This window comes from Bacillus sp. PDNC022, from assembly GCF_016919285.1.
GTDB lineage: Bacteria > Bacillota > Bacilli > Bacillales > Bacillaceae > Bacillus > Bacillus safensis.
The window spans coordinates 1,556,423-1,574,329 of the sequence record NZ_CP070345.1 but is presented as its reverse complement, the minus strand read 5'-3'; the positions used below and the strand labels follow the sequence as shown (position 1 = coordinate 1,574,329).

The following is a 17,907-nucleotide window of genomic DNA, read 5'->3' as shown; positions in this document are numbered from 1 at the left end:
TTTTTTCTTTTATTCACGCTGTTCTAACTGAAGCAAATATTTCTTCCGTTCAATCCCCCCGCCGTAGCCGCCAAGCTCACCACTTGTTTGAATCACGCGGTGGCAGGGAATGATAATCGCCAATTGATTGGCACCATTTGCATTACCAACGGCACGAACCAAATGCGGATCGCCAAGTTTCGTGGCTAGATCTCGATAGGATCTCGTTTCTCCTGCTGGAATACGTGAGAGCTGGTCCCACACCTTCATTTGAAAAGGAGTGCCATGTAAAGAAAGTGGTACAGTAAACTGAGTCAGCTTTTTTTCGAAATACAAGGCCAATTCCTTTGCTAATTGCTGATGGACGTTTGTTTCACCAACTAAAATGCGGGCATGATGCTTTTTTCTTAATGTTTCAATTTCTTTTTCGAGGCCCCGCCTGTCCATAAACTCCAGTAAATACACATGTGTGGCATCTGTTACGCTCATCATCCGCCCGATCGGGGTGGAAATAAAATTAGCATAGAGAATGTGAATCTGTGCTTTTTTAGGTGGATTTCCCATGATTTTCGTAAATGCATCATTGAAGGCGCTTGAAGATTCATAGCCGAAGGTGACCTGCTGATCGATCACTTTTTTTCCGTTTAAAATTTCTTTAAAGGCAAGTCCCATTCGGCGTGATCTTGCATATTGAACAAAGGTCATGCCGTAAATGTCTTTAAATTTTCTTCGAGCTGTGGCAGAGTGAATTCCTAATTGGCGAAAGTCCTCTTCCTTCCAGCGTTTCTCAGGATTTTTTTCTACTGCTGAAACGAGTGTTTTGACTTCTTCAGGAATGCTGTTAGGGTATGTTAACGGTGTGCAGCGTTTGCATGGGCGATACCCAGCGAGCAGGGCTTCCTCCGCTGTAAAGACGAACTCACAGTTTTCATATTTTGGCTTTCTAGCCGTACATGTGGCATGACAAAAGATACCGGTTGTCTTAATACAGGCAAAAAATGTGCCGTCATATTGCGGATTCTTGTCAACAAGTGCTTGATAAAATTCATGTTTTTGTTCATCGGTCATCATCATATGAATCCACCTCTTGATTTTCTATAAAATGTTTTTAGCATTGTTTGGAGTAGAACGGATGATCTGTACATGCATCATCCTAAAGTTGAACGTTCATCACATCAATCTCATTTCATTATATCAGCGGTGTGATTGTTGCCGCACCTGTGCTTTAAGGAATACGGAATAGATCCTTCTCCCTCGTATAACAAGCAAGCATCATAAACATGTCAATCCTCCATTTTTCACTTCCTGTTTTAGTTCATATACTTTAGCTGCTTCTGTTTCATTTCTTCATAAAATGCTTCGATTTCTTGTTCGTAAAGAATGGTCTCCATGTCCTTGGATTTCCGCTTAATCGTCAATGTAATAAAAAATAAATAAATGGTCATATAAACTCGTTTCCCTTCAGTTCGCAGCCCGCAGATCTTCTTTATCAGATGACCTGTTTCTAACCCTTAGTATACGGAGGTCCCATAAAAGTTCTTTCGAAAAATGAACAAGTATATTTGCGTGTGGCAAGCAAAGCGGTAGACCGGTATTTCGGGGTGTGATACAATTTTGACACAGAATCTGCTCTAAGCCAGATCTGCTTAACATGAATTGGTTTTCTAGGGTTCCGTGCGGGTGGCGCAGTCTGGACCGAGAGAAAACACATAGGGTCTAGACAATTGACCGTATGGACACGGAGGGACAAAAGCCCGGGAGATTTGATCAAACGATCGATTTCCGGGCTTTTTTTGTTGGTTGGAATCGTTCAGAAAGGAAGGGATTAGATGAAATGGGGAAATGTCTTTATTGCGGCGATCTTTGAAGTCGGCTGGGTGATGGGGTTGAAATATGCTGACTCTTTATTGGAGTGGGCCGCAACCATCGTTTGTATTGTCGTCAGCTTTTATTTACTCCTGAAAGCCACGACTGTACTGCCAGTTGGCACTCTTTATGCCGTTTTCACCGGACTTGGGACGGCAGGTACTGTCATAGTAGGTATGATACTGGGAGAGCCAGTACAGCTAGTGAAATTACTTCTAATCATGGTGCTTTTAAGCGGTGTATTAGGGCTCAAACTAACCACAGGTGAAAAGAAAGGAGAGACTGAATCATGAGCTGGCTTTTACTCATTGTCGCAGGAATTTTAGAAATGCTTTGTGTCACCATGATGAATCAATTCCAGAAAGATCGACATATTCAATGGATATTATTCATTGCAGCTGGATTTTCGCTGTCCTTTCTCATGCTCTCTCTTGCGATGAATACAATTCCGATGGGAACGGCATACGCCATTTGGACTGGCATTGGAGCTGCTGGAGGAGCCATTGTCGGCATGCTGTTTTACGGTGAGTCGAAGGACGCAAAACGTATTTTCTTTATCGCACTGATTTTATCTGCGGCGGTCGGGTTAAAGATTATTGAATAAGAAAAGGGCTGGCATCTGTCTGCCAGCCTTTTTTATTACATCGAATGATGATTGGAATCGTTTTCATTTTTGCGGTAAAGCTGACTCACTAGCAGAAAACAGACACCAAATGTGAGCAAAGGAATGAGTCTCTCACCGGCCATAAAAAGATAAATACCTGTGATCAGACATACGATGCCGAGCCAAAAGCTCACTTTACCAAACAAAGTCATGCTTTTCATCTCCATCACTCCTTTTGTGATAAAAGGTCTACTCATATTATATCATGCTAGGTGCTAAATTGAATGAATATTCAATAAAAAATGGGCTCTTCATTGCTTTTTCTCTTTCCAGTCCAGTATAATATTTCATTAGAATGAAAACGTAAATGAGGTCATGATACATGAGAACATTGATTACAGAGAAACTTGAATTACACAGAAAAAAGCATGAGCAAAAAGGCAGATTGCTTGTCAGCTGCCCAGATCAGCCTGGTATTGTATCAGCTGTTTCTTCCTTTTTATTTGAGCACGGAGCGAACATTATTGAATCCAGCCAATACACAACCGATCATGAAAGCGGCCGGTTCTTTTTAAGAATTGAATTTGATTGGAAAGACATCTCGGCGAATATGGATCAATTGAGAAACAGCTTTGAGCCAATCGCAGCATCATTTCAAATGACGTGGAGCATGTCACGTGCAAGTGAACTTAAAAAGCTGGCAATCTTTGTGTCAAAAGAACTTCATTGTCTGCATGAGCTTCTATGGGAATGGCAAAGCGGAAATTTAATGGCTGAAATCGCAGTTGTGATCAGCAATCATGAAACGGCAAAAGATACAGTAGAAGCACTTGGGATCCCATTCCATTTTGTAAAGGCGAACAAAGACATTCGCAAAGAAGCTGAAAAAGAGCAGCTCGCCCTATTAGAAGAGTACGACATTGATGCCGTTGTGCTTGCTAGATACATGCAAATTTTAACGCCTGGATTTATTGAAGAGCATCCGAACAAAATCATTAATATTCATCACTCCTTCCTGCCGGCGTTTATTGGTGCAAACCCATACAAGCGGGCATATGAGCGGGGAGTCAAATTAATTGGTGCGACTTCTCATTATGTCACCAATGATTTAGACGAAGGACCGATCATTGAACAGGATATTGAGCGTGTAGATCACCGGGATGATGCGGAAGCACTAAAAAATATTGGCCGGACAATTGAGCGCAGTGTGCTTGCACGTGCTGTCAAATGGCACCTGGAAGATCGCGTTATTGTTCATGAGAATAAAACGATTGTCTTTAATTGATCGCTTGACTTTTCTTTAGCAATTGGTGATAATATAAAAAAATTAACGAGCGTTGAAAAGGAATAGTAAGCAGGAACTGGTGCGTAAAGAGAGCAAATGATGTGCTGAAACATTTGCCGCAGACAGCTGCTGAACCTGCCCTTTGAGCCTTAGAGGAAAAATCTAAGCGCGTGCCTGGCGTTACAGGAGTTGAGTGGAATAAGCAGATCGCATGCTTATTCAATGAAGGTGGTACCACGGAAAATCCCTTTTCGTCCTTTACATAAGGAGAAAAAGGGATTTTTTTGTGCCTAAAGGTATAGCGGAGGGAATCAAGGATGAAAAAGCAAAGGATCGTCATAAAAATTGGCAGCAGTTCATTAACCGAGCAAAAAGGAGCCATTGATGAACAAAAGATGCAGGATCATGTAAGAGCGATAGCAAAGCTTAAAGAAGCAGGGCATGAAATCATTTTAATTTCGTCAGGAGCCGTTGCAGCAGGATTTGGCAGCTTAGGCTATCCATCAAGACCTGTGACCTTAAAGGGGAAACAGGCAGCTGCCGCCGTTGGACAGGGCTTGTTAATGCAGAAATATACAGAGCTTTTTTCACAGTTTCACATGACACCTGCTCAAATGCTTTTAACACGTAATGACTTTTCAGATCGAACAAGATATCGAAATGCTTACGCAACGATGATGGAGCTGCTGGAAAGAAAGATTTTGCCGATCATAAACGAAAATGATTCAGTCTCGATCGAGGAGCTTACCTTTGGGGATAATGACATGCTGTCGGCTCTTGTTAGTGGATTAATCCATGCAGACCAATTGATCATATTAACAGACATCAATGGAATTTATGATGCAAATCCAAATGAGCATCCTGAGGCGAAGCGGTTTGATATATTAACCCACATTTCAGAAGAATTGTTTTCATATGCGAAGAGCACTGGTTCAAAGGTTGGAACAGGCGGAATGAAATCGAAGCTGTCTGCTGCACAAACGGCACTATCACTTGGCGTGAAAGTCTTCATTGGCACAGGTACTGGGGAAGACAAGCTGCTTCGCATTCTTGCGGGGCAAGGTGACGGAACGTATATCGGTGAACAGGACTTATCAGCTGTGAACAATCGTCGACAATGGATTCAATTCCACTCACCAGTCTCTGGAAAAATCATGATTGATGCAGGAGCAGAAGCGGCGATTTTGCATAATGGCAGAAGCCTTCTTCCGGCAGGAGTCATTGATGTCGCTGGTGACTTTTCTAAAGGAGAGGTCGTAGAAGTCGTCGGTCCAAACGGATTAGTTGGTAAGGGGCAAACCTTGTACGCATCCGATGAGCTTCTCGGAATTAAAGGGATGCGAAGTGACGAGCTTTCAAAAGAGAAGCCTGAGGTCATACACCGGGATCACTGGGTACAGCATGTACAAAACTGAGGAGGGAATACGATGAATGAAGTTCTTGAAAAAGCAAAAAAAGCAAGTGCAGCCAAAGATCAGCTGCTCCTAAAAACGACAGAACAAAAAAATGCTGCCCTGCACGCCATTGCCAGTGCACTAAAAGCATCTTCAGCTTATTTAATGGAGGAGAACCAAAAGGATGTTCAGGCTGCTGAGGAAAAGCAGTATACGCCATCTGTCATTGACCGGATTACACTCACGAAAGAGAGAATTGAAGCCATTGCAGACGCGACCCTTCAACTCATTCAGCTAAAAGACCCAATTGGTGAAACGTTAGAAACCATTCAAAAAGAAAACGGTCTGTTCATCGAAAAGGTTCGTGTACCGCTTGGAACGGTTGGAATGATTTATGAAGCAAGACCAAACGTGACAGTCGATGCTGCGACCCTTTGCTTGAAAACTGGGAATGCTGTTATTCTGCGCGGAAGCTCATCTGCTATTCATAGTAATAAAGCGATTGTAAAGGTGATTCATGAAGCGCTTCATACGACAGATATTCCAGTAGACAGTGTGCAATTGATTGAAGATACAAGCCGTGAAACGGCGAAAACGCTGTTCACCTTAAATGAATATCTGGATGTCCTCATTCCGCGCGGCGGGAAGAATTTAATTGATCTTGTAGTGAGAGAGTCAACTGTGCCAGTGCTTGAGACAGGCGCAGGAAATTGTCATATCTACATTGATGAAACAGCGAAAAACGAAATGGCTGAGCGGATTGTGCTGAATGCCAAAACCCAAAGACCATCTGTTTGTAATGCGATCGAGAGCATTGTCATTCATGAAACTTGGGCAAAAACATATGGCGCTTCGTTATTTGAAGCCCTTCAATCAAATGGGGTACAGATACGCGGGGATGAAGCCGTTTGCGCGCTTGCTCCTAGTACTGCATTAGCGACAGCAGAGGACTATGCAACGGAGTTTTTAGCACCGATTGTCAGTATTAAAATTGTAGAAAATATTGAAGAAGCGATTCAGCATATTCAAACATATAGCTCCAAGCACTCTGAAGCGATCATTACGGAAAATGATGAGCATGCAGCCCTTTTCTTAACAGCTGTCGATGCAGCCGCTGTCTATCATAATGCCTCTACTCGTTTTACAGATGGTTTTGAATTTGGCTATGGAGCGGAAATAGGTATTAGTACACAAAAACTTCATGCAAGAGGGCCAATGGGGCTGCCAGCTTTAACGTCTGAAAAATTTGTCATTCGTGGTCAAGGACAAATAAGAGAATAACGAATTCAAAAGAGAGTCTTGTGACAACAGGCTCTCTTTTTCCTTTCATTTTTGTATTTCTTCGGTCAAGTATGATAAAATATGGTAATGTTTTATATTTTGAGAAGATTGGAGAAGGCAACGTATGGCGAAAATCATTCCCTCTTCGGATATTGGAGTGAAAATCAACAAGTGGTATGAATTAATCCGCAGATTTGATTCCGAACAAGCAGAACAGTTAAAGCAGGAAATTCGCACCTCTCTTGATTCAATGGAAGAAGATCAGAATTTGCTTCTCTATTTTTCTTTAATGGAATTTAGGCATGAGGTCATGCTAGATTATTTAAAGCCATTAAAGGAAGGAAAGCTTCGCGCCAACTTTTCCGAGCTTTCGAAAGAAATAGATGAGCATCAAACGCATGTCACAGGCATGCTTGAATACTACTATCATTTTTTCAGAGGCATGTATGAATTCGGACGTAGGGAGTACATTGCTGCCATATCGTCTTATCAAAAGGCAGAGCACAAGCTATCTTTTGTATCAGATGATATTGAACGTGCGGAATTTCATTTTAAAATGTCAGAAATATATTACCACATGAAACAAACACATATTTCGATGCACCACGCTAAACTAGCGCTGGATGTTTATGTTCAGCATGAACTGTATGCGCTTCGCACCATTCAGTGTGAATTTATTGTGGCCGGTAACTATGATGATATGAGAAGGCATGAAAAAGCATTACCACATCTCGAAAGAGCACTTGCGAGATCAAGAGAGTTTCAGAATGTGCGTTTTATTGCCTCCTCTTTGTTTAATATGGGCAACAGTTATTACCGAATGGGAGACTTGGGCCGCGCACTCGAATTAATGAAAGAATCCATCTCGTTATTTGATCAAAATCAATCCGATCATCTTCGTCGTTCTATAGACCCTCTTTATACAGCCGCTCAGATATTATACAAACAAGGAAAACACGAAGAAGCATTACACTACAGAGAAGAATGTATGAAGCGAGCAGAAGCTCTTCAAGATGACATTCATATTCAGAAAACCATATTTCTAGAAGCATTGTATTTAAGACAAGATGCTGAGCATATCAAACGGATTTTTCATTTTTTAGAATCTTCCTATGCCTATCCAGATATAGAGGAGCTGGCATTAGATACCGCGAAGTATTATAATGAAATGGAGGATTATGAAAAATCTTCCATGTTCTATAGAGAAGCGGAACATGCTCGAATCTATATTCAGAGAGGGGATTGTTTATATGAATTTTAAAAAATGGGCAGTCGTCTGTACAAGCATCACCATCATGGCATTGTGGCTGGCAGGAGCAAATGCCGACCCCGATAACAGAAACCACACGCTAGAACAACCAAATCTGCAGCATGATATCATCTAAAAGCCCTTGTTAAAGGGCTTTTTTTACTGCCTAAACACAATTCTACGGGACATGCTCATAAAAAGGAAACGAAGAGGAAAACTTAAAAAAGAGGATTTATTGATTGACTCCGCAATTTAAATTGTGTACAATTCAATTGTAGAAAATATTATTGGAGAGAAAGAGGGTTATATTCATGTCAGACGTTTTATTTACAGCAACGGTATCAGCTGTCGGAGGAAGAGAAGGAAAGGTTGTTTCAACAGATGGTGTACTTGAGCATGATGTAGCAATGCCTGGAACACCAAGAGCAAAAAAACTTGAAAAAGCAACAAATCCAGAGCAATTATTCGCAGCAGGCTACTCTGCATGTTTTGATTCAGCCCTTCAAATGGTAGCTAGACAAGAACGTATTCGTTTTGAAAGTGAAGTTACAGCACATGTCAGCTTATTAAAAGACAGTTCAGATGGCGGCTTCAAACTAGGCGTTCAATTAGAAGTAAAAGGAACTGGAATTGAGCAGTCAGCATTAGAAGAACTTGTTCATAAAGCACACGGCGTTTGCCCATATTCAAAAGCAACTCAAGGAAACATCGAAGTAGAATTAGTAGCTGTCGCAAAATAATAAACATCATAAAAGGCTGAGGGAATGTTCCCTCAGCCTTTTGGTTGTGTTAAATTTTGCAAAAGTTCATGTAAAGAGGCGCGAAGTGTTTTTAGCTCTTCTTCCGATCTGCCTGTCCCAGACAGCATGTGAGACGGAATCACAGTGGCCTTCTCTTTTAGCTGTTCTCCGTATTCCGTTAAACGAATTTGCACAGACCGCTCATCCTCTTTCGAACGTTCGCGGATAATGAGTCCGTTTTGTTCCATCCGTTTCAGCATGGGTGTGAGTGTACCAGAGTCTAAATAGAGAAGCTCTCCCATCGTTTTCACATTTAATGTTCCATGCTCCCACAATAAAAGCAGTGCCAAATATTGCGGATACGTAATGTTTAATTCCTCTAATAACGGTTTATACTGCTTCGTCATCTCTCGTGAACTTGCATATAACAAGAAACAAAGCTGATTTTCCAGCTTCATATGTTCAAATTCATTTGTCATGTCAGTCACCAACTATTTTTTGTCATACTTATCATTGTATAAGATTTTCTTCCTTTTTAAAATAAATACAGACGAAAAATGAAAAATTCTTCAATGTGCGATAAATGTTTGAGAAAGGAATAGAACGTGAAAAGGATGAATAGATGAAGGAGGAGATGAAGATGAAACCATTATTCACAGCAAAAGTAAAGGCCCAGCATGGAAGAGCTGGACATGTTCGTTCAGATGATGGTGTGCTCGATCATAACATTGTCATGCCTAACGCAAAGAAAGATGGAGAGACTGGTACAAACCCAGAGCAATTATTTGCAGCAGGCTATGCAGCTTGTTTCGGAGGAGCACTTGAGCAGGTAGCGAAGAAGCAAGGGATAGAAATAGAATCGGAAGTAGAAGGACATGTCAGTCTTTTAAAAGATGAAAGCGACGGCGGCTTTAAGCTTGGTGTAAAGCTAATTGTGTCTGCGAAAGGTCATGATCATGAGAAAGTGAAAGAGCTTGTCCATGCTGCACATGAATTCTGTCCATATTCAAAAGCAACAAGAGGGAACATTGAAGTAGAGCTTGAAGTGGCGGAGTAATAGTAGAAGACAAAGGGCTAAAATAAAGATCATTTTAGCCCTTTGTCAACAATCAGCAACACCTGCTTACGAGCAGGTGTCTTTTTTAATATTCTTTCTTTTTATCGTATGCTTCCCATGCTTCAAATGGCGCAAGGGTTTTTTGAGGTGTCAGCTTGTAAAATGGTATATTTCTTGATTCGTACTCTTTGTTGATTTCTTCATAAATAAACGAGTCATCAAAACCAGAATCCGCTGCATCCTGATGGCCAGCAGCAAAATACACAGCTTTTGGTCTAGCCCAGTAAATAGCGCCAAGGCACATCGGACAAGGCTCGCAGCTTGTATATAGAGTGCAATCTTCTAATTGATATGTATGTAGAGTTTGGCACGCTTTGCGAATGGCTGTGACTTCTGCATGTGCGGTTGGATCGTTACTAGTTGTCACATTGTTGCTGCCCTCTGCAATAATCTGACCATCCTTGACAATAACTGCTCCAAAAGGGCCGCCAGTACCACTATTGACTCCTTCTACTGCAAGATCAATTGCGCGTTGTAAAAAATCTTCGTGATTCATTGTCTTCCTCCCTTTGTTCGACTGACTTCTCTAGTATAAACGAATCATGCTAGAAATGAAATCATCATAGTAGAAGATCGAACAGGCCAATTTGCACATAAAAAACCCCTGCCGCGTTCAGCAGGGGAGAGACATTCAATTAAGCGTGCTGCGCCAGCTTTTTACGAGCGACTTCAGCAGCTGTGACCATGTTTTTCAAAGCAGCAATGGTTTCAGGCTCTTGTCTAGTTTTTAGACCACAATCCGGATTCACCCAGAAGCGATCTGTCGGACAAACGTTAAGCGCATCATCAATGATTTCGCTCATTTCTTCAACAGATGGAACGCGCGGGCTATGGATGTCATAAACGCCTAGTCCAAGTCCTTTCAAATACGGGTGCTTTTCTAAGTAATCGAGGAATCCGCCATGACTGCGTGAATGTTCAATTGTAATCACGTCAGCATCCAAGTCTTCGATTGTATCGACAATATCCTCGAAGTTACTGTAGCACATATGTGTATGAATTTGTGTTTCATTTTGAACGGATGATGTGGATAAACGGAATGACTCTGCTGCCCAGTTTAAATATTCTGCCCAATCACTTTCTTTGAGCGGAAGTCCTTCTCTTAGCGCAGGCTCATCCACTTGGATGACTTGAATACCAGCTGCTTCTAATGCTTCTACCTCTTTACGCAAAGCGAAAGCGATTTGGAATGCAATGTCTTTGCGAGAGATATCCGTTCTTGGGAAAGACCAGTTTAAGATGGTAACAGGTCCTGTCAGCATTCCCTTGACTTTTTTCTCTGTTAAACTTTGTGCGTAAACCGTCTCTTTCACTGTCATTGGTTCTGTAAACTCCACATCTCCATAAATGATTGGCGGCTTCACGCAGCGTGATCCATAGGATTGCACCCAAGCAAATTTTGTAAAGGCAAATCCGGCTAGCTTTTCACCGAAGTATTCAACCATGTCCGTACGTTCAAATTCTCCATGTACGAGCACATCCAGGCCAATTTCTTCTTGAATATCAATCCATCGTTTTGTTTCTTTCTTAATAAATTCATCATACTCTGCATCTGTCCACTCATTTTTGCGCCACTTTTGACGAGCACTGCGCACTTCGGCAGACTGCGGGAAGCTGCCAATCGTTGTTGTTGGAAGAAGCGGCAGCTCAAGAGATTCGTTTTGGATACGCAGGCGTTCTTCAAAGGCTACTGGGCGTTTAAAATCCTTTGATGAAAGATTGTTGCGTTCCGCTGTTAGATCCGCATTTGTTCCTTTTGCAAACTCTTTTAAGGTAAGAAGTGCTTGTGCTGCTTCGTTAATGTCAGCATCAATGGCAGCTGCTCCTTTTGTTAAACCTTCTTTTAGCAGTGTCAATTCAGCCAGTTTTTCAGTGGCATAAGACAGTCCGTTTAATAGTTTTTCTTCAAGCTGTTCGCTTGGGTGTTTGGCAACTGGCACATGAAGTAAGCTGCTTGATGGCTGCAGCCACACTTCTTTCGGCTGAACGTCAGCAATGACTTCAGAAATAAAGGATAATCTTTCGCCGAGATCTGATCTCCAAATATTTCTTCCATCAATGACGCCTGCTGCTAAAATTTTATCTTTCGGGAAGCCGTGCTTTTTCACTTGATCAAGGTTGCGCCCTTGATCATGGACAAAATCAAGACCGATTGCTTCAACAGGATAGGTGACAAGCTCTTCATATGCATCTACTGAATCAAAGTATGTTTGAAGAAGAATGTTCAAGCCAGGTACGGCTTCTTTGATCGTTTCATAGATTTCTTTTACGGATTTTACGTCTTCACTTGAAGCTGTGACAAGTGCAGGTTCATCAATTTGAACCCATTTGACGCCGGCTTCTTCAAGTTCTTTTAAAAGCTGAGTATAAAGCGGCACTAGACGCTGCTGGATTTCTTTCACTTCATTTGCTTCATAACCTTTAGAAAGTGAGACAAATGTATAAAGACCAAGTACAACCGGTTTTGTTTCAACACCAAACGCCTTTTTCACCTTTTCGTAAGCTTCAAGCGGTTTGTTGTGTGTGAGTTTAAATTCTGTGCTTTTTTCGTATTCTGGAACGATGTAGTGATAGTTTGTATTAAACCATTTTGTCATTTCACTTGAGACGGCATCTTTTGTTCCCCTTGCCATCGCGAAGTATGTATCTAGCGGGTCTTTTAAGCTGCGGAAGCGCTCTGGAATCCAATTGAACATAACAGCGGTATCTAGCACGTGATCATAGAAGGTAAAGTCTCCAGAAGGTACAATATCAATTTGTTGATCGATTTGTGTTTTAATGGCAGTTAAAAATTGTTCATCCAGTGTGCTTAAGAGGGTTTCGCGGTCTGTTTGACCTTTCCAGTAAGACTCAAGTGCTTTTTTCCATTCTCTGTTTAAACCAATTCGCGGAAAGCCTAGATTACTTGTTTTAACAATTGTCAATTCCAATTCCTCCTCTAAATATAAAAAGACATTTACGCTCATGATCAGATTGATGAGGTAAATGTCTGGTTTAAAAGACAAAATGTGTGTGCGAAATAAGGCGTGAGTATTACTAACGCTTTTCCGACATCTCCTATCAACCGTAGGGGGTTTGATGTGATAGAGCGGCTGGTATCCTGGCTGGTGAATCTGCAAGCTTTTCATCCTTCCCATCCTGATGACAGTGGATTCATGAGAAAAGCTCTCCTCACTCACAGTGGCGGGACCGCGCCGGATTTTCACCGGTCTTCCCAATTAAAATTCGACGTGTGATCGAATTACCGACTCTCAAACTATGAATTTATTGTGTTCGATTATATAACGTTCACTTCATTTCGTCAAAGTAAATTTTGAATAATTTTAATTAAAAAAATCCTGAGAAAATTCTATCTTTTCTCAGGACCTCTATTTAATCTATAGAGATAAAAGATCTGCTTCCAATGTTTTTTCTAAAAGGACATCAGGCGCAGTTAAATATAAAAATCCATTCCCTACAAGGGCTTTCGACTGCTTTAATGGTAAGGTTCTTCTGACAAGCTGAGCATAGACCTCAGGCTCTGTCAGTTTGCGCTGGAACGCTTCTTCTTCAGCATTTTTGATAATGGCTAGTGCACCGCTTACGTGAGGGGCAGCCATTGAAGTCCCTGTGAGTTTGCCATATTTATGGTTAGGGAGGGTGGATAAAATGTCTTCTCCTGGAGCAACGAGGTCGATTTCTTTATTGGCATTAGAAAATTCAGAGGATTCTCTTGCAAGGGAAACAGACCCGACGGCAATGACTTCATTATATGCTGCTGGGTAGGAGAACTCTTCCGTACGCTCGTCTCCGTCCCCTTCATTTCCTGCTGCGCACACAACAAGCACACCGCTTTTAACCGCATTTTGAATGGCTTCCTGCAGGGCAGGCTCATTGCTTGGACCACCGAGAGACATGGAGATAATATCAACTTTCTGCTCTGCGGCATAGTTGATGCCATCAATGATCCACTCATATTTTCCGCTGCCATTTTCACCGCCGAGAACTTTTACAATGAGCAGCTTGGCTTCAGGGGCAACCCCTAAAATTCCGCCATTTTGATCAGTTGCGGCAATCGTTCCTGCTACATGGGTACCATGCCCATTGTAGTCTTTTACATTTTCAGCATCTCCATCGTCATCATCGGTAAAGTTCTTCCCTCCGATAATCTGATCTTTTAAGTCGGGATGCTCTGTGTCACAGCCTGTATCAAGGACAGCAATGGTTATGCCTTTTCCTTTGAAGCCACTTGACCAAAGTTCGGGTGCTTTAATCTCCTGAATACTTTCCGGCGTCTCTTTCGCTTCCATCACATTGGCTTTTACTTCATACGGAATTAAGCGAATTTCACCTTTCATAAGAAAGCCCTCCTTATTTCGTTTTCAAAGTAGATTCAGGCTGCGTAATGTTATTGTATAAAAGAAACTTTTGATCGGAAAGGGTCAATTGTAATAATTTTTCAAATAATCAATCTATTATCAAAAGTGCAGTTCTCCTCACTTATTGACGAAAGAGCTCACCTTTTGAAGAAAACTCTTGATATCATATGAAAAAGAAGGAAATGCTGCATAGTGAGGTTGCACCAATTCAGATGAAAATGGGTGAATAGAACTAAAAGAGGCAGACTAAATAAATAATCAATAGATGGAAGAATGAAAGCAATAGATACACCATGAGAGCAGATTATTGCTTTTCAATGATAATTTTATAAAGAATAAGAAATGTAAAAAGTATTTGACATTTAGGGGACTGGTGCTATGATTATAAATGTAAAGAGTATTTGACATTTTATTTGGAAGGGGACGAAAGATTGGATTACGTAAAGGTTGTCTATTCAGTTATATTATTATTGATCGGATTGTTTATATTTATCGCTTCGATGATTCAAAAGGGGGATGAACGAAAGAGATTTATTTATTCGAAAGCTCAATCTTATGCGTTTATTGTGGTTTTCGGTATGCTTCTATTAGAAGTCGCACAAACTATTTTTCTAACGATTCAAGGGAACTCAAATCAGGGCATTGGGATTTCACCTATCGCGTTCCTGTCTGTAGTTTCAATAACATATGTATTCACATTCCTCATTTACAGAAAAAAATATGGTGATTAAATGCAGAATCACATTAGAGAACTAAGAAAATCTAATAAATTGTCTCAAGAAGAATTAGCTAAACTTTGTAAGGTGTCGAGACAAACCATTAATGCGATCGAAAATGATAAATATGACCCCACTTTGCAATTAGCGTTTGACATAGCCTTTGTTTTAGGAACTTCAGTAGATCAGCTCTTTGTCAGCAGACCTATAAAGAAGTAATCAACAGGCCTCATAATGAGGTCTTTTTTGATTGGTTAGCAGTTTTATTTTCCTTTCAATTGATGATGTACGATTACTGTGTTAAAAAACATCAATAATTATGAAAACATCTTCATTAAATATATTTCTTCTTTCATGAAAAAATAGATGTGAAGGTTGTGACTGTTCCAAATGAGAAAGGCAACATATAATAATGGAAAGACAAGCTTGCCTTTTAGATAGGAGAGATAGAGATGAACAAAGGGAAGATACTCGTAGTCGAAGATGAAAAGAAAATAGCAAGGGTGCTTTCACTTGAACTTGAATATGAAGGATATGAGGTGACAGTCAAAGAGACAGGAATGGACGGACTTCAGGCTCTTGAAGAAGACAGCTTCGATTTGGTGCTGCTTGACGTCATGCTTCCAGAGTTAAGCGGGCTTGAAGTGCTGAGAAGGGTTCGAAAAACAAATACAGCAACACCTATTATTTTGATTACAGCAAGGGGAAGTGTTCCTGATAAGGTAAGCGGGCTCGATCTTGGGGCGAATGATTATATAACAAAACCTTTTGACATAGAAGAATTATTAGCGCGAATTCGCGCGCAGCTAAGATTGAATATACATGCACAAGAAGAAAAGGAGACAGAGCTGAGCATAGCAGATTTAACGGTCAACGAGAAAACAAGAGAAATACAAAGGGCTGGGCAAATGCTTGAACTCACGCCGAGAGAATATGATCTGCTCGTTCACCTGCTGAACCATCAGCAGCAAGTGCTCACAAGAGATCAGCTTTTAACAGCGGTTTGGGGTTTTGATTATTTCGGTGATACAAATGTGGTAGATGTCTATATCCGTTATTTAAGGAAAAAAATCGATTACCCATTCGAAAAACAGCTGATTCACACAGTGAGAGGTGTGGGTTATGTGATGAAAGGATAAAGAATGAGATTAAAAAATAAGATTCAGCTTTATACGTCGTTGTCTTTGTTTTTAATGGTGCTCTTGTTTCATACAGCCATTTATTTTATTTTTTCGATGACCTTGACGCAAAAAGATATGTCCCGCTTGTCTGAGGTGGCTGAAAATATTGCCATTGCTTTAAAAAAATCAGAAGAGGAGGGTCTTCCATCCTCGGAGCTGCTGAAGGCGTACCTGCCTCAAAATGGCATGATCCGTGTCGTGACAGAAACGGGAGAGTCAAAACTGACTGTCACAAAGGAATCAACGTTTAGTTCACTGCCTTTTACATACGAATCTGGCCAGACGGCAGAAATCAAAGAATACAATAAGCATATGATTGCGTTTGCTGCTATTCCGGTTATCTGGACAAATGGTGAGATTATGTCGCTTCAAGTATATGAAGAAATCGAAAATACGGAAGAGAACTTAGCGTTATTAAAAATGATTTTAATCGCTACTGGCGTTTTATTTATTGTGCTTTCCTATTTTGCAGGCCACGTTTTAACAAAGCAAATTGTCCGGCCGATTAGCAGAATGACGAATACCATGAAGGCAAGTATGAAAGAGAAGGCGTTTAAACGAATTGAATTAACAGGCGATTCAAAGGATGAACTATATCAAATGGGACAAACCTTTAATGAAATGTCCGAGATTCTCGAGAAGCATTATGAAAAAGAACAGCAATTTTTGCATGATGCCTCTCATGAATTGAAGACACCGATTACCGTCATTATGAGCTACAGCAATTTACTAAAACGCTGGGGGCAAACTCGTCCAGAGGTTGTAGAAGAATCTTCCCAAGCGATTCATGATGAAGCGAAAAAAATGAAAAGACTGACAGATCAATTACTGACATTGGCGAAAAACGGTCAGCCGTTATACTTGGATATGAAGCCGGTTGATCTTGGTCATTTGTGCAAGCAGCTATGTCATACACTTGAAGTGGCCACCAATCGAACGATTCAATCCCATGTGCAGACAGATCAGCCGCTGATCGCAGAAGGAGACGAAGAGAAAATCAAACAGCTTTTGACCATCTTAATTGATAATGCGGTCAAATATAGTAGAGAGCCAGTTGATGTGACTTGCGGATGGGCAGGAGACAAGCCATTTATTTCAGTGATTGATCAAGGAATTGGCATAAAAGAAGAGGATCTGCCGAAAATCTTTGACCGCTTTTTCCGTGTGGATGAAGCGAGAAACAGTGAGACGGGCGGAACCGGACTCGGTCTTTCAATTGCGAAGCAAATTGCAGAAGAACATGGGGCCGAGCTGAAGGTAGACAGCCGTATCGGCGAAGGGACAGCCATGACCATTCTTTTTCAGAAATAAATGGGTCTTTTCTCATCAATTTCTCATTTCCTCCTTATAAAATAGGAAATAGGAAGGAGGCGCTGCATGTCTAGAAAAACGAAAATGGTGCTTGCGCTCGCAGGATGTTTTGTGATTCTTGCGGCCTTTGCAATGCTCATGATCCAAACCATTGATCAAAAAATATTAAGTGAAGCAGAAATGAAAAAACTGATCTCAAAAGACTACAATGGAAACATTACACATATTGATTTAATCAATCATAAACAGGACTATACATTGACGCTGGAAAATGCAAATGGCATCTATCAAATCATTGCATCTTCTGCAAGCGGCCAAATGAAAGAAATTAGACAGTTAAAAAGCTATCAGAAGCCGAATGAAAAAAATGCTGAGCTCCAGGCAGAAGAGGCGGCTGTTAAAAAGGTGAGCGGAACCGTCATTCAAAAGAAAGAGACGTCAGATCGTTTTATTTTTACCATCCAATCAAAAAAAGAATTATATCAAGTCGATGTCGATAAACAATCATTTAAGGTGCTTGAAGCAGAAAAGAAAAAACCAACCTCTAAAGAAAAGAAGCTCACGAAAATCACCGTCGAGGAAGCCATCCAAATTGCCGTCAAAGAAGTTGGCGGAACAGTGGATGATGCTGATCTTGAAACATTCAGCGGCATGCTCGTATTTGAGGTGGAGCTGGATTTGCCTGACGGCAGAGAGGCAGAGGTGCTTGTGAACGCCTATACAGGAGACATTGAAGGCATTACGTACGAAAATTAATCTTTTTCTCATGATATTCTCATGTATCTTTCCTTTCTTTATCATCTTGTTTTTTTAAGATATAGAAGAA

21 protein-coding genes, 2 riboswitches and 1 other annotated feature are annotated in these 17,907 nt (G+C 41.0%); of the genes, 14 read left to right on the top strand and 7 right to left on the bottom strand.

Translation table 11 applies throughout. The features are described 5' to 3' along the window. Window positions 1-9: 9 nt before the first annotated feature. The gene (locus tag JVX94_RS08210; RefSeq protein ID WP_205185195.1) at window positions 10-1,053 is read right to left on the bottom strand and encodes a bifunctional transcriptional activator/DNA repair enzyme AdaA; all 1,044 of its coding nucleotides are present in this window, start codon (window positions 1,051-1,053) and stop codon (window positions 10-12) included. Window positions 1,054-1,289: 236 nt separating this feature from the next. Beyond that, window positions 1,290-1,424, bottom strand: a complete 135-nt coding sequence (locus JVX94_RS08205) for a YrzI family small protein (protein ID WP_205185192.1) — start codon at window positions 1,422-1,424, stop codon at window positions 1,290-1,292. Window positions 1,425-1,632: 208 nt separating this feature from the next. Beyond that, a riboswitch (guanidine-I (ykkC/yxkD leader) is annotated at window positions 1,633-1,742 on the top strand. Between the two features lie 66 nt (window positions 1,743-1,808). Here JVX94_RS08205 and JVX94_RS08200 point away from each other — a divergent pair. Further along, complete coding sequence (locus tag JVX94_RS08200; RefSeq protein WP_205185190.1) at window positions 1,809-2,138, top strand: DMT family transporter; 330 nt, start codon at window positions 1,809-1,811, stop codon at window positions 2,136-2,138. After that, window positions 2,135-2,449, top strand: a complete 315-nt coding sequence (locus JVX94_RS08195) for a DMT family transporter (protein WP_240193814.1) — start codon at window positions 2,135-2,137, stop codon at window positions 2,447-2,449. The genes JVX94_RS08200 and JVX94_RS08195 overlap by 4 nt, the downstream gene beginning before the upstream one ends. A gap of 35 nt (window positions 2,450-2,484) precedes the next feature. Here the strand turns inward: JVX94_RS08195 and JVX94_RS08190 are convergent, their stop codons facing one another. Further along, window positions 2,485-2,670 carry a hypothetical protein gene (locus tag JVX94_RS08190; protein ID WP_024424637.1) on the bottom strand — a complete coding sequence of 62 codons (186 nt, stop codon included), beginning with the start codon at window positions 2,668-2,670 and terminating at the stop codon, window positions 2,485-2,487. Between the two features lie 161 nt (window positions 2,671-2,831). Here JVX94_RS08190 and purU point away from each other — a divergent pair, with 161 nt between their 5' ends. The 6 genes from purU to JVX94_RS08160 all read left to right on the top strand — a co-directional run bounded on the left by purU (window position 2,832) and on the right by JVX94_RS08160 (window position 8,398). Then, window positions 2,832-3,734: a formyltetrahydrofolate deformylase gene (purU, locus tag JVX94_RS08185; protein ID WP_095408301.1), complete on the top strand. Its 903-nt coding sequence runs from the start codon at window positions 2,832-2,834 to the stop codon at window positions 3,732-3,734. Between the two features lie 43 nt (window positions 3,735-3,777). Next, window positions 3,778-3,996, top strand: a binding site (T-box leader). 55 nt (window positions 3,997-4,051) lie between these two features. Then, entirely contained in the window at window positions 4,052-5,149 is a 1,098-nt protein-coding gene (gene proB / locus JVX94_RS08180) for a glutamate 5-kinase (protein WP_095408302.1), read from the top strand. 12 nt (window positions 5,150-5,161) lie between these two features. Next, window positions 5,162-6,409 (top strand): glutamate-5-semialdehyde dehydrogenase, encoded by a 1,248-nt coding sequence (locus JVX94_RS08175; protein WP_205185187.1) that lies wholly within the window; start codon window positions 5,162-5,164, stop codon window positions 6,407-6,409. 124 nt (window positions 6,410-6,533) lie between these two features. After that, window positions 6,534-7,670: a Rap family tetratricopeptide repeat protein gene (locus tag JVX94_RS08170; RefSeq protein ID WP_095408304.1), complete on the top strand. Its 1,137-nt coding sequence runs from the start codon at window positions 6,534-6,536 to the stop codon at window positions 7,668-7,670. Continuing rightward, window positions 7,660-7,794: a phosphatase gene (locus JVX94_RS08165; RefSeq protein WP_205185185.1), complete on the top strand. Its 135-nt coding sequence runs from the start codon at window positions 7,660-7,662 to the stop codon at window positions 7,792-7,794. The genes JVX94_RS08170 and JVX94_RS08165 overlap by 11 nt, the downstream gene beginning before the upstream one ends. A gap of 175 nt (window positions 7,795-7,969) precedes the next feature. Then, window positions 7,970-8,398 carry an organic hydroperoxide resistance protein gene (locus JVX94_RS08160; protein WP_095408306.1) on the top strand — a complete coding sequence of 143 codons (429 nt, stop codon included), beginning with the start codon at window positions 7,970-7,972 and terminating at the stop codon, window positions 8,396-8,398. Window positions 8,399-8,430: 32 nt separating this feature from the next. On the opposite strand, the gene JVX94_RS08155 is transcribed toward JVX94_RS08160, so the two are convergent. Beyond that, window positions 8,431-8,877 carry a MarR family winged helix-turn-helix transcriptional regulator gene (locus tag JVX94_RS08155; RefSeq protein WP_048238662.1) on the bottom strand — a complete coding sequence of 149 codons (447 nt, stop codon included), beginning with the start codon at window positions 8,875-8,877 and terminating at the stop codon, window positions 8,431-8,433. A gap of 161 nt (window positions 8,878-9,038) precedes the next feature. On the opposite strand from JVX94_RS08155, the gene ohrB reads away from it, so the two are divergent. Continuing rightward, a complete protein-coding gene (gene ohrB / locus JVX94_RS08150) occupies window positions 9,039-9,455 on the top strand; it encodes an organic hydroperoxide resistance protein OhrB (protein ID WP_095408307.1) in 417 nt (138 codons plus the stop codon). Between the two features lie 85 nt (window positions 9,456-9,540). Here the strand turns inward: ohrB and guaD are convergent, their stop codons facing one another. The 3 genes from guaD to JVX94_RS08135 form a co-directional block, all read right to left on the bottom strand. Continuing rightward, the gene (guaD, locus tag JVX94_RS08145) at window positions 9,541-10,011 is read right to left on the bottom strand and encodes a guanine deaminase (RefSeq protein ID WP_095408308.1); all 471 of its coding nucleotides are present in this window, start codon (window positions 10,009-10,011) and stop codon (window positions 9,541-9,543) included. A gap of 139 nt (window positions 10,012-10,150) precedes the next feature. Then, complete coding sequence (gene metE, locus JVX94_RS08140; RefSeq protein WP_203129715.1) at window positions 10,151-12,439, bottom strand: 5-methyltetrahydropteroyltriglutamate--homocysteine S-methyltransferase; 2,289 nt, start codon at window positions 12,437-12,439, stop codon at window positions 10,151-10,153. A gap of 149 nt (window positions 12,440-12,588) precedes the next feature. Beyond that, window positions 12,589-12,780: riboswitch (cobalamin riboswitch) on the bottom strand. Between the two features lie 112 nt (window positions 12,781-12,892). Further along, complete coding sequence (locus JVX94_RS08135) at window positions 12,893-13,852, bottom strand: S8 family peptidase (protein WP_048238669.1); 960 nt, start codon at window positions 13,850-13,852, stop codon at window positions 12,893-12,895. Window positions 13,853-14,304: 452 nt separating this feature from the next. Between JVX94_RS08135 and JVX94_RS08130 the strand changes: the two genes are divergently transcribed. From JVX94_RS08130 to JVX94_RS08110, 5 genes are all read left to right on the top strand, one after another. Continuing rightward, window positions 14,305-14,604 (top strand): hypothetical protein, encoded by a 300-nt coding sequence (locus JVX94_RS08130; protein WP_095408311.1) that lies wholly within the window; start codon window positions 14,305-14,307, stop codon window positions 14,602-14,604. Then, window positions 14,605-14,808 carry a helix-turn-helix transcriptional regulator gene (locus tag JVX94_RS08125; protein ID WP_039178022.1) on the top strand — a complete coding sequence of 68 codons (204 nt, stop codon included), beginning with the start codon at window positions 14,605-14,607 and terminating at the stop codon, window positions 14,806-14,808. Window positions 14,809-15,041: 233 nt separating this feature from the next. Beyond that, entirely contained in the window at window positions 15,042-15,728 is a 687-nt protein-coding gene (locus JVX94_RS08120) for a response regulator transcription factor (RefSeq protein ID WP_034281512.1), read from the top strand. Window positions 15,729-15,731: 3 nt separating this feature from the next. Further along, window positions 15,732-17,081, top strand: coding sequence for an ATP-binding protein (locus tag JVX94_RS08115; RefSeq protein WP_205185182.1), 1,350 nt, complete (start codon window positions 15,732-15,734; stop codon window positions 17,079-17,081). A 66-nt stretch (window positions 17,082-17,147) separates the two neighbouring features. Next, window positions 17,148-17,837: a PepSY domain-containing protein gene (locus JVX94_RS08110; RefSeq protein ID WP_205185179.1), complete on the top strand. Its 690-nt coding sequence runs from the start codon at window positions 17,148-17,150 to the stop codon at window positions 17,835-17,837. Window positions 17,838-17,907 lie beyond the last annotated feature (70 nt).

Coding starts and splice junctions, on each gene's coding strand:
- JVX94_RS08210 (WP_205185195.1), bottom strand. CDS start 1,053: ATGATGATGACCGATGAACAAAAACATGAATTTTATCAAGCACTTGTT.
- JVX94_RS08115 (WP_205185182.1), top strand. CDS start 15,732: ATGAGATTAAAAAATAAGATTCAGCTTTATACGTCGTTGTCTTTGTTT.
- JVX94_RS08165 (WP_205185185.1), top strand. CDS start 7,660: ATGAATTTTAAAAAATGGGCAGTCGTCTGTACAAGCATCACCATCATG.
- JVX94_RS08120 (WP_034281512.1), top strand. CDS start 15,042: ATGAACAAAGGGAAGATACTCGTAGTCGAAGATGAAAAGAAAATAGCA.
- ohrB (WP_095408307.1), top strand. CDS start 9,039: ATGAAACCATTATTCACAGCAAAAGTAAAGGCCCAGCATGGAAGAGCT.
- JVX94_RS08195 (WP_240193814.1), top strand. CDS start 2,135: ATGAGCTGGCTTTTACTCATTGTCGCAGGAATTTTAGAAATGCTTTGT.
- JVX94_RS08155 (WP_048238662.1), bottom strand. CDS start 8,877: ATGACAAATGAATTTGAACATATGAAGCTGGAAAATCAGCTTTGTTTC.
- proB (WP_095408302.1), top strand. CDS start 4,052: ATGAAAAAGCAAAGGATCGTCATAAAAATTGGCAGCAGTTCATTAACC.
- JVX94_RS08160 (WP_095408306.1), top strand. CDS start 7,970: ATGTCAGACGTTTTATTTACAGCAACGGTATCAGCTGTCGGAGGAAGA.
- purU (WP_095408301.1), top strand. CDS start 2,832: ATGAGAACATTGATTACAGAGAAACTTGAATTACACAGAAAAAAGCAT.
- JVX94_RS08135 (WP_048238669.1), bottom strand. CDS start 13,852: ATGAAAGGTGAAATTCGCTTAATTCCGTATGAAGTAAAAGCCAATGTG.
- JVX94_RS08170 (WP_095408304.1), top strand. CDS start 6,534: ATGGCGAAAATCATTCCCTCTTCGGATATTGGAGTGAAAATCAACAAG.
- JVX94_RS08110 (WP_205185179.1), top strand. CDS start 17,148: ATGTCTAGAAAAACGAAAATGGTGCTTGCGCTCGCAGGATGTTTTGTG.
- JVX94_RS08125 (WP_039178022.1), top strand. CDS start 14,605: ATGCAGAATCACATTAGAGAACTAAGAAAATCTAATAAATTGTCTCAA.
- JVX94_RS08200 (WP_205185190.1), top strand. CDS start 1,809: ATGAAATGGGGAAATGTCTTTATTGCGGCGATCTTTGAAGTCGGCTGG.
- guaD (WP_095408308.1), bottom strand. CDS start 10,011: ATGAATCACGAAGATTTTTTACAACGCGCAATTGATCTTGCAGTAGAA.
- JVX94_RS08175 (WP_205185187.1), top strand. CDS start 5,162: ATGAATGAAGTTCTTGAAAAAGCAAAAAAAGCAAGTGCAGCCAAAGAT.
- JVX94_RS08190 (WP_024424637.1), bottom strand. CDS start 2,670: ATGAAAAGCATGACTTTGTTTGGTAAAGTGAGCTTTTGGCTCGGCATC.
- JVX94_RS08205 (WP_205185192.1), bottom strand. CDS start 1,424: ATGACCATTTATTTATTTTTTATTACATTGACGATTAAGCGGAAATCC.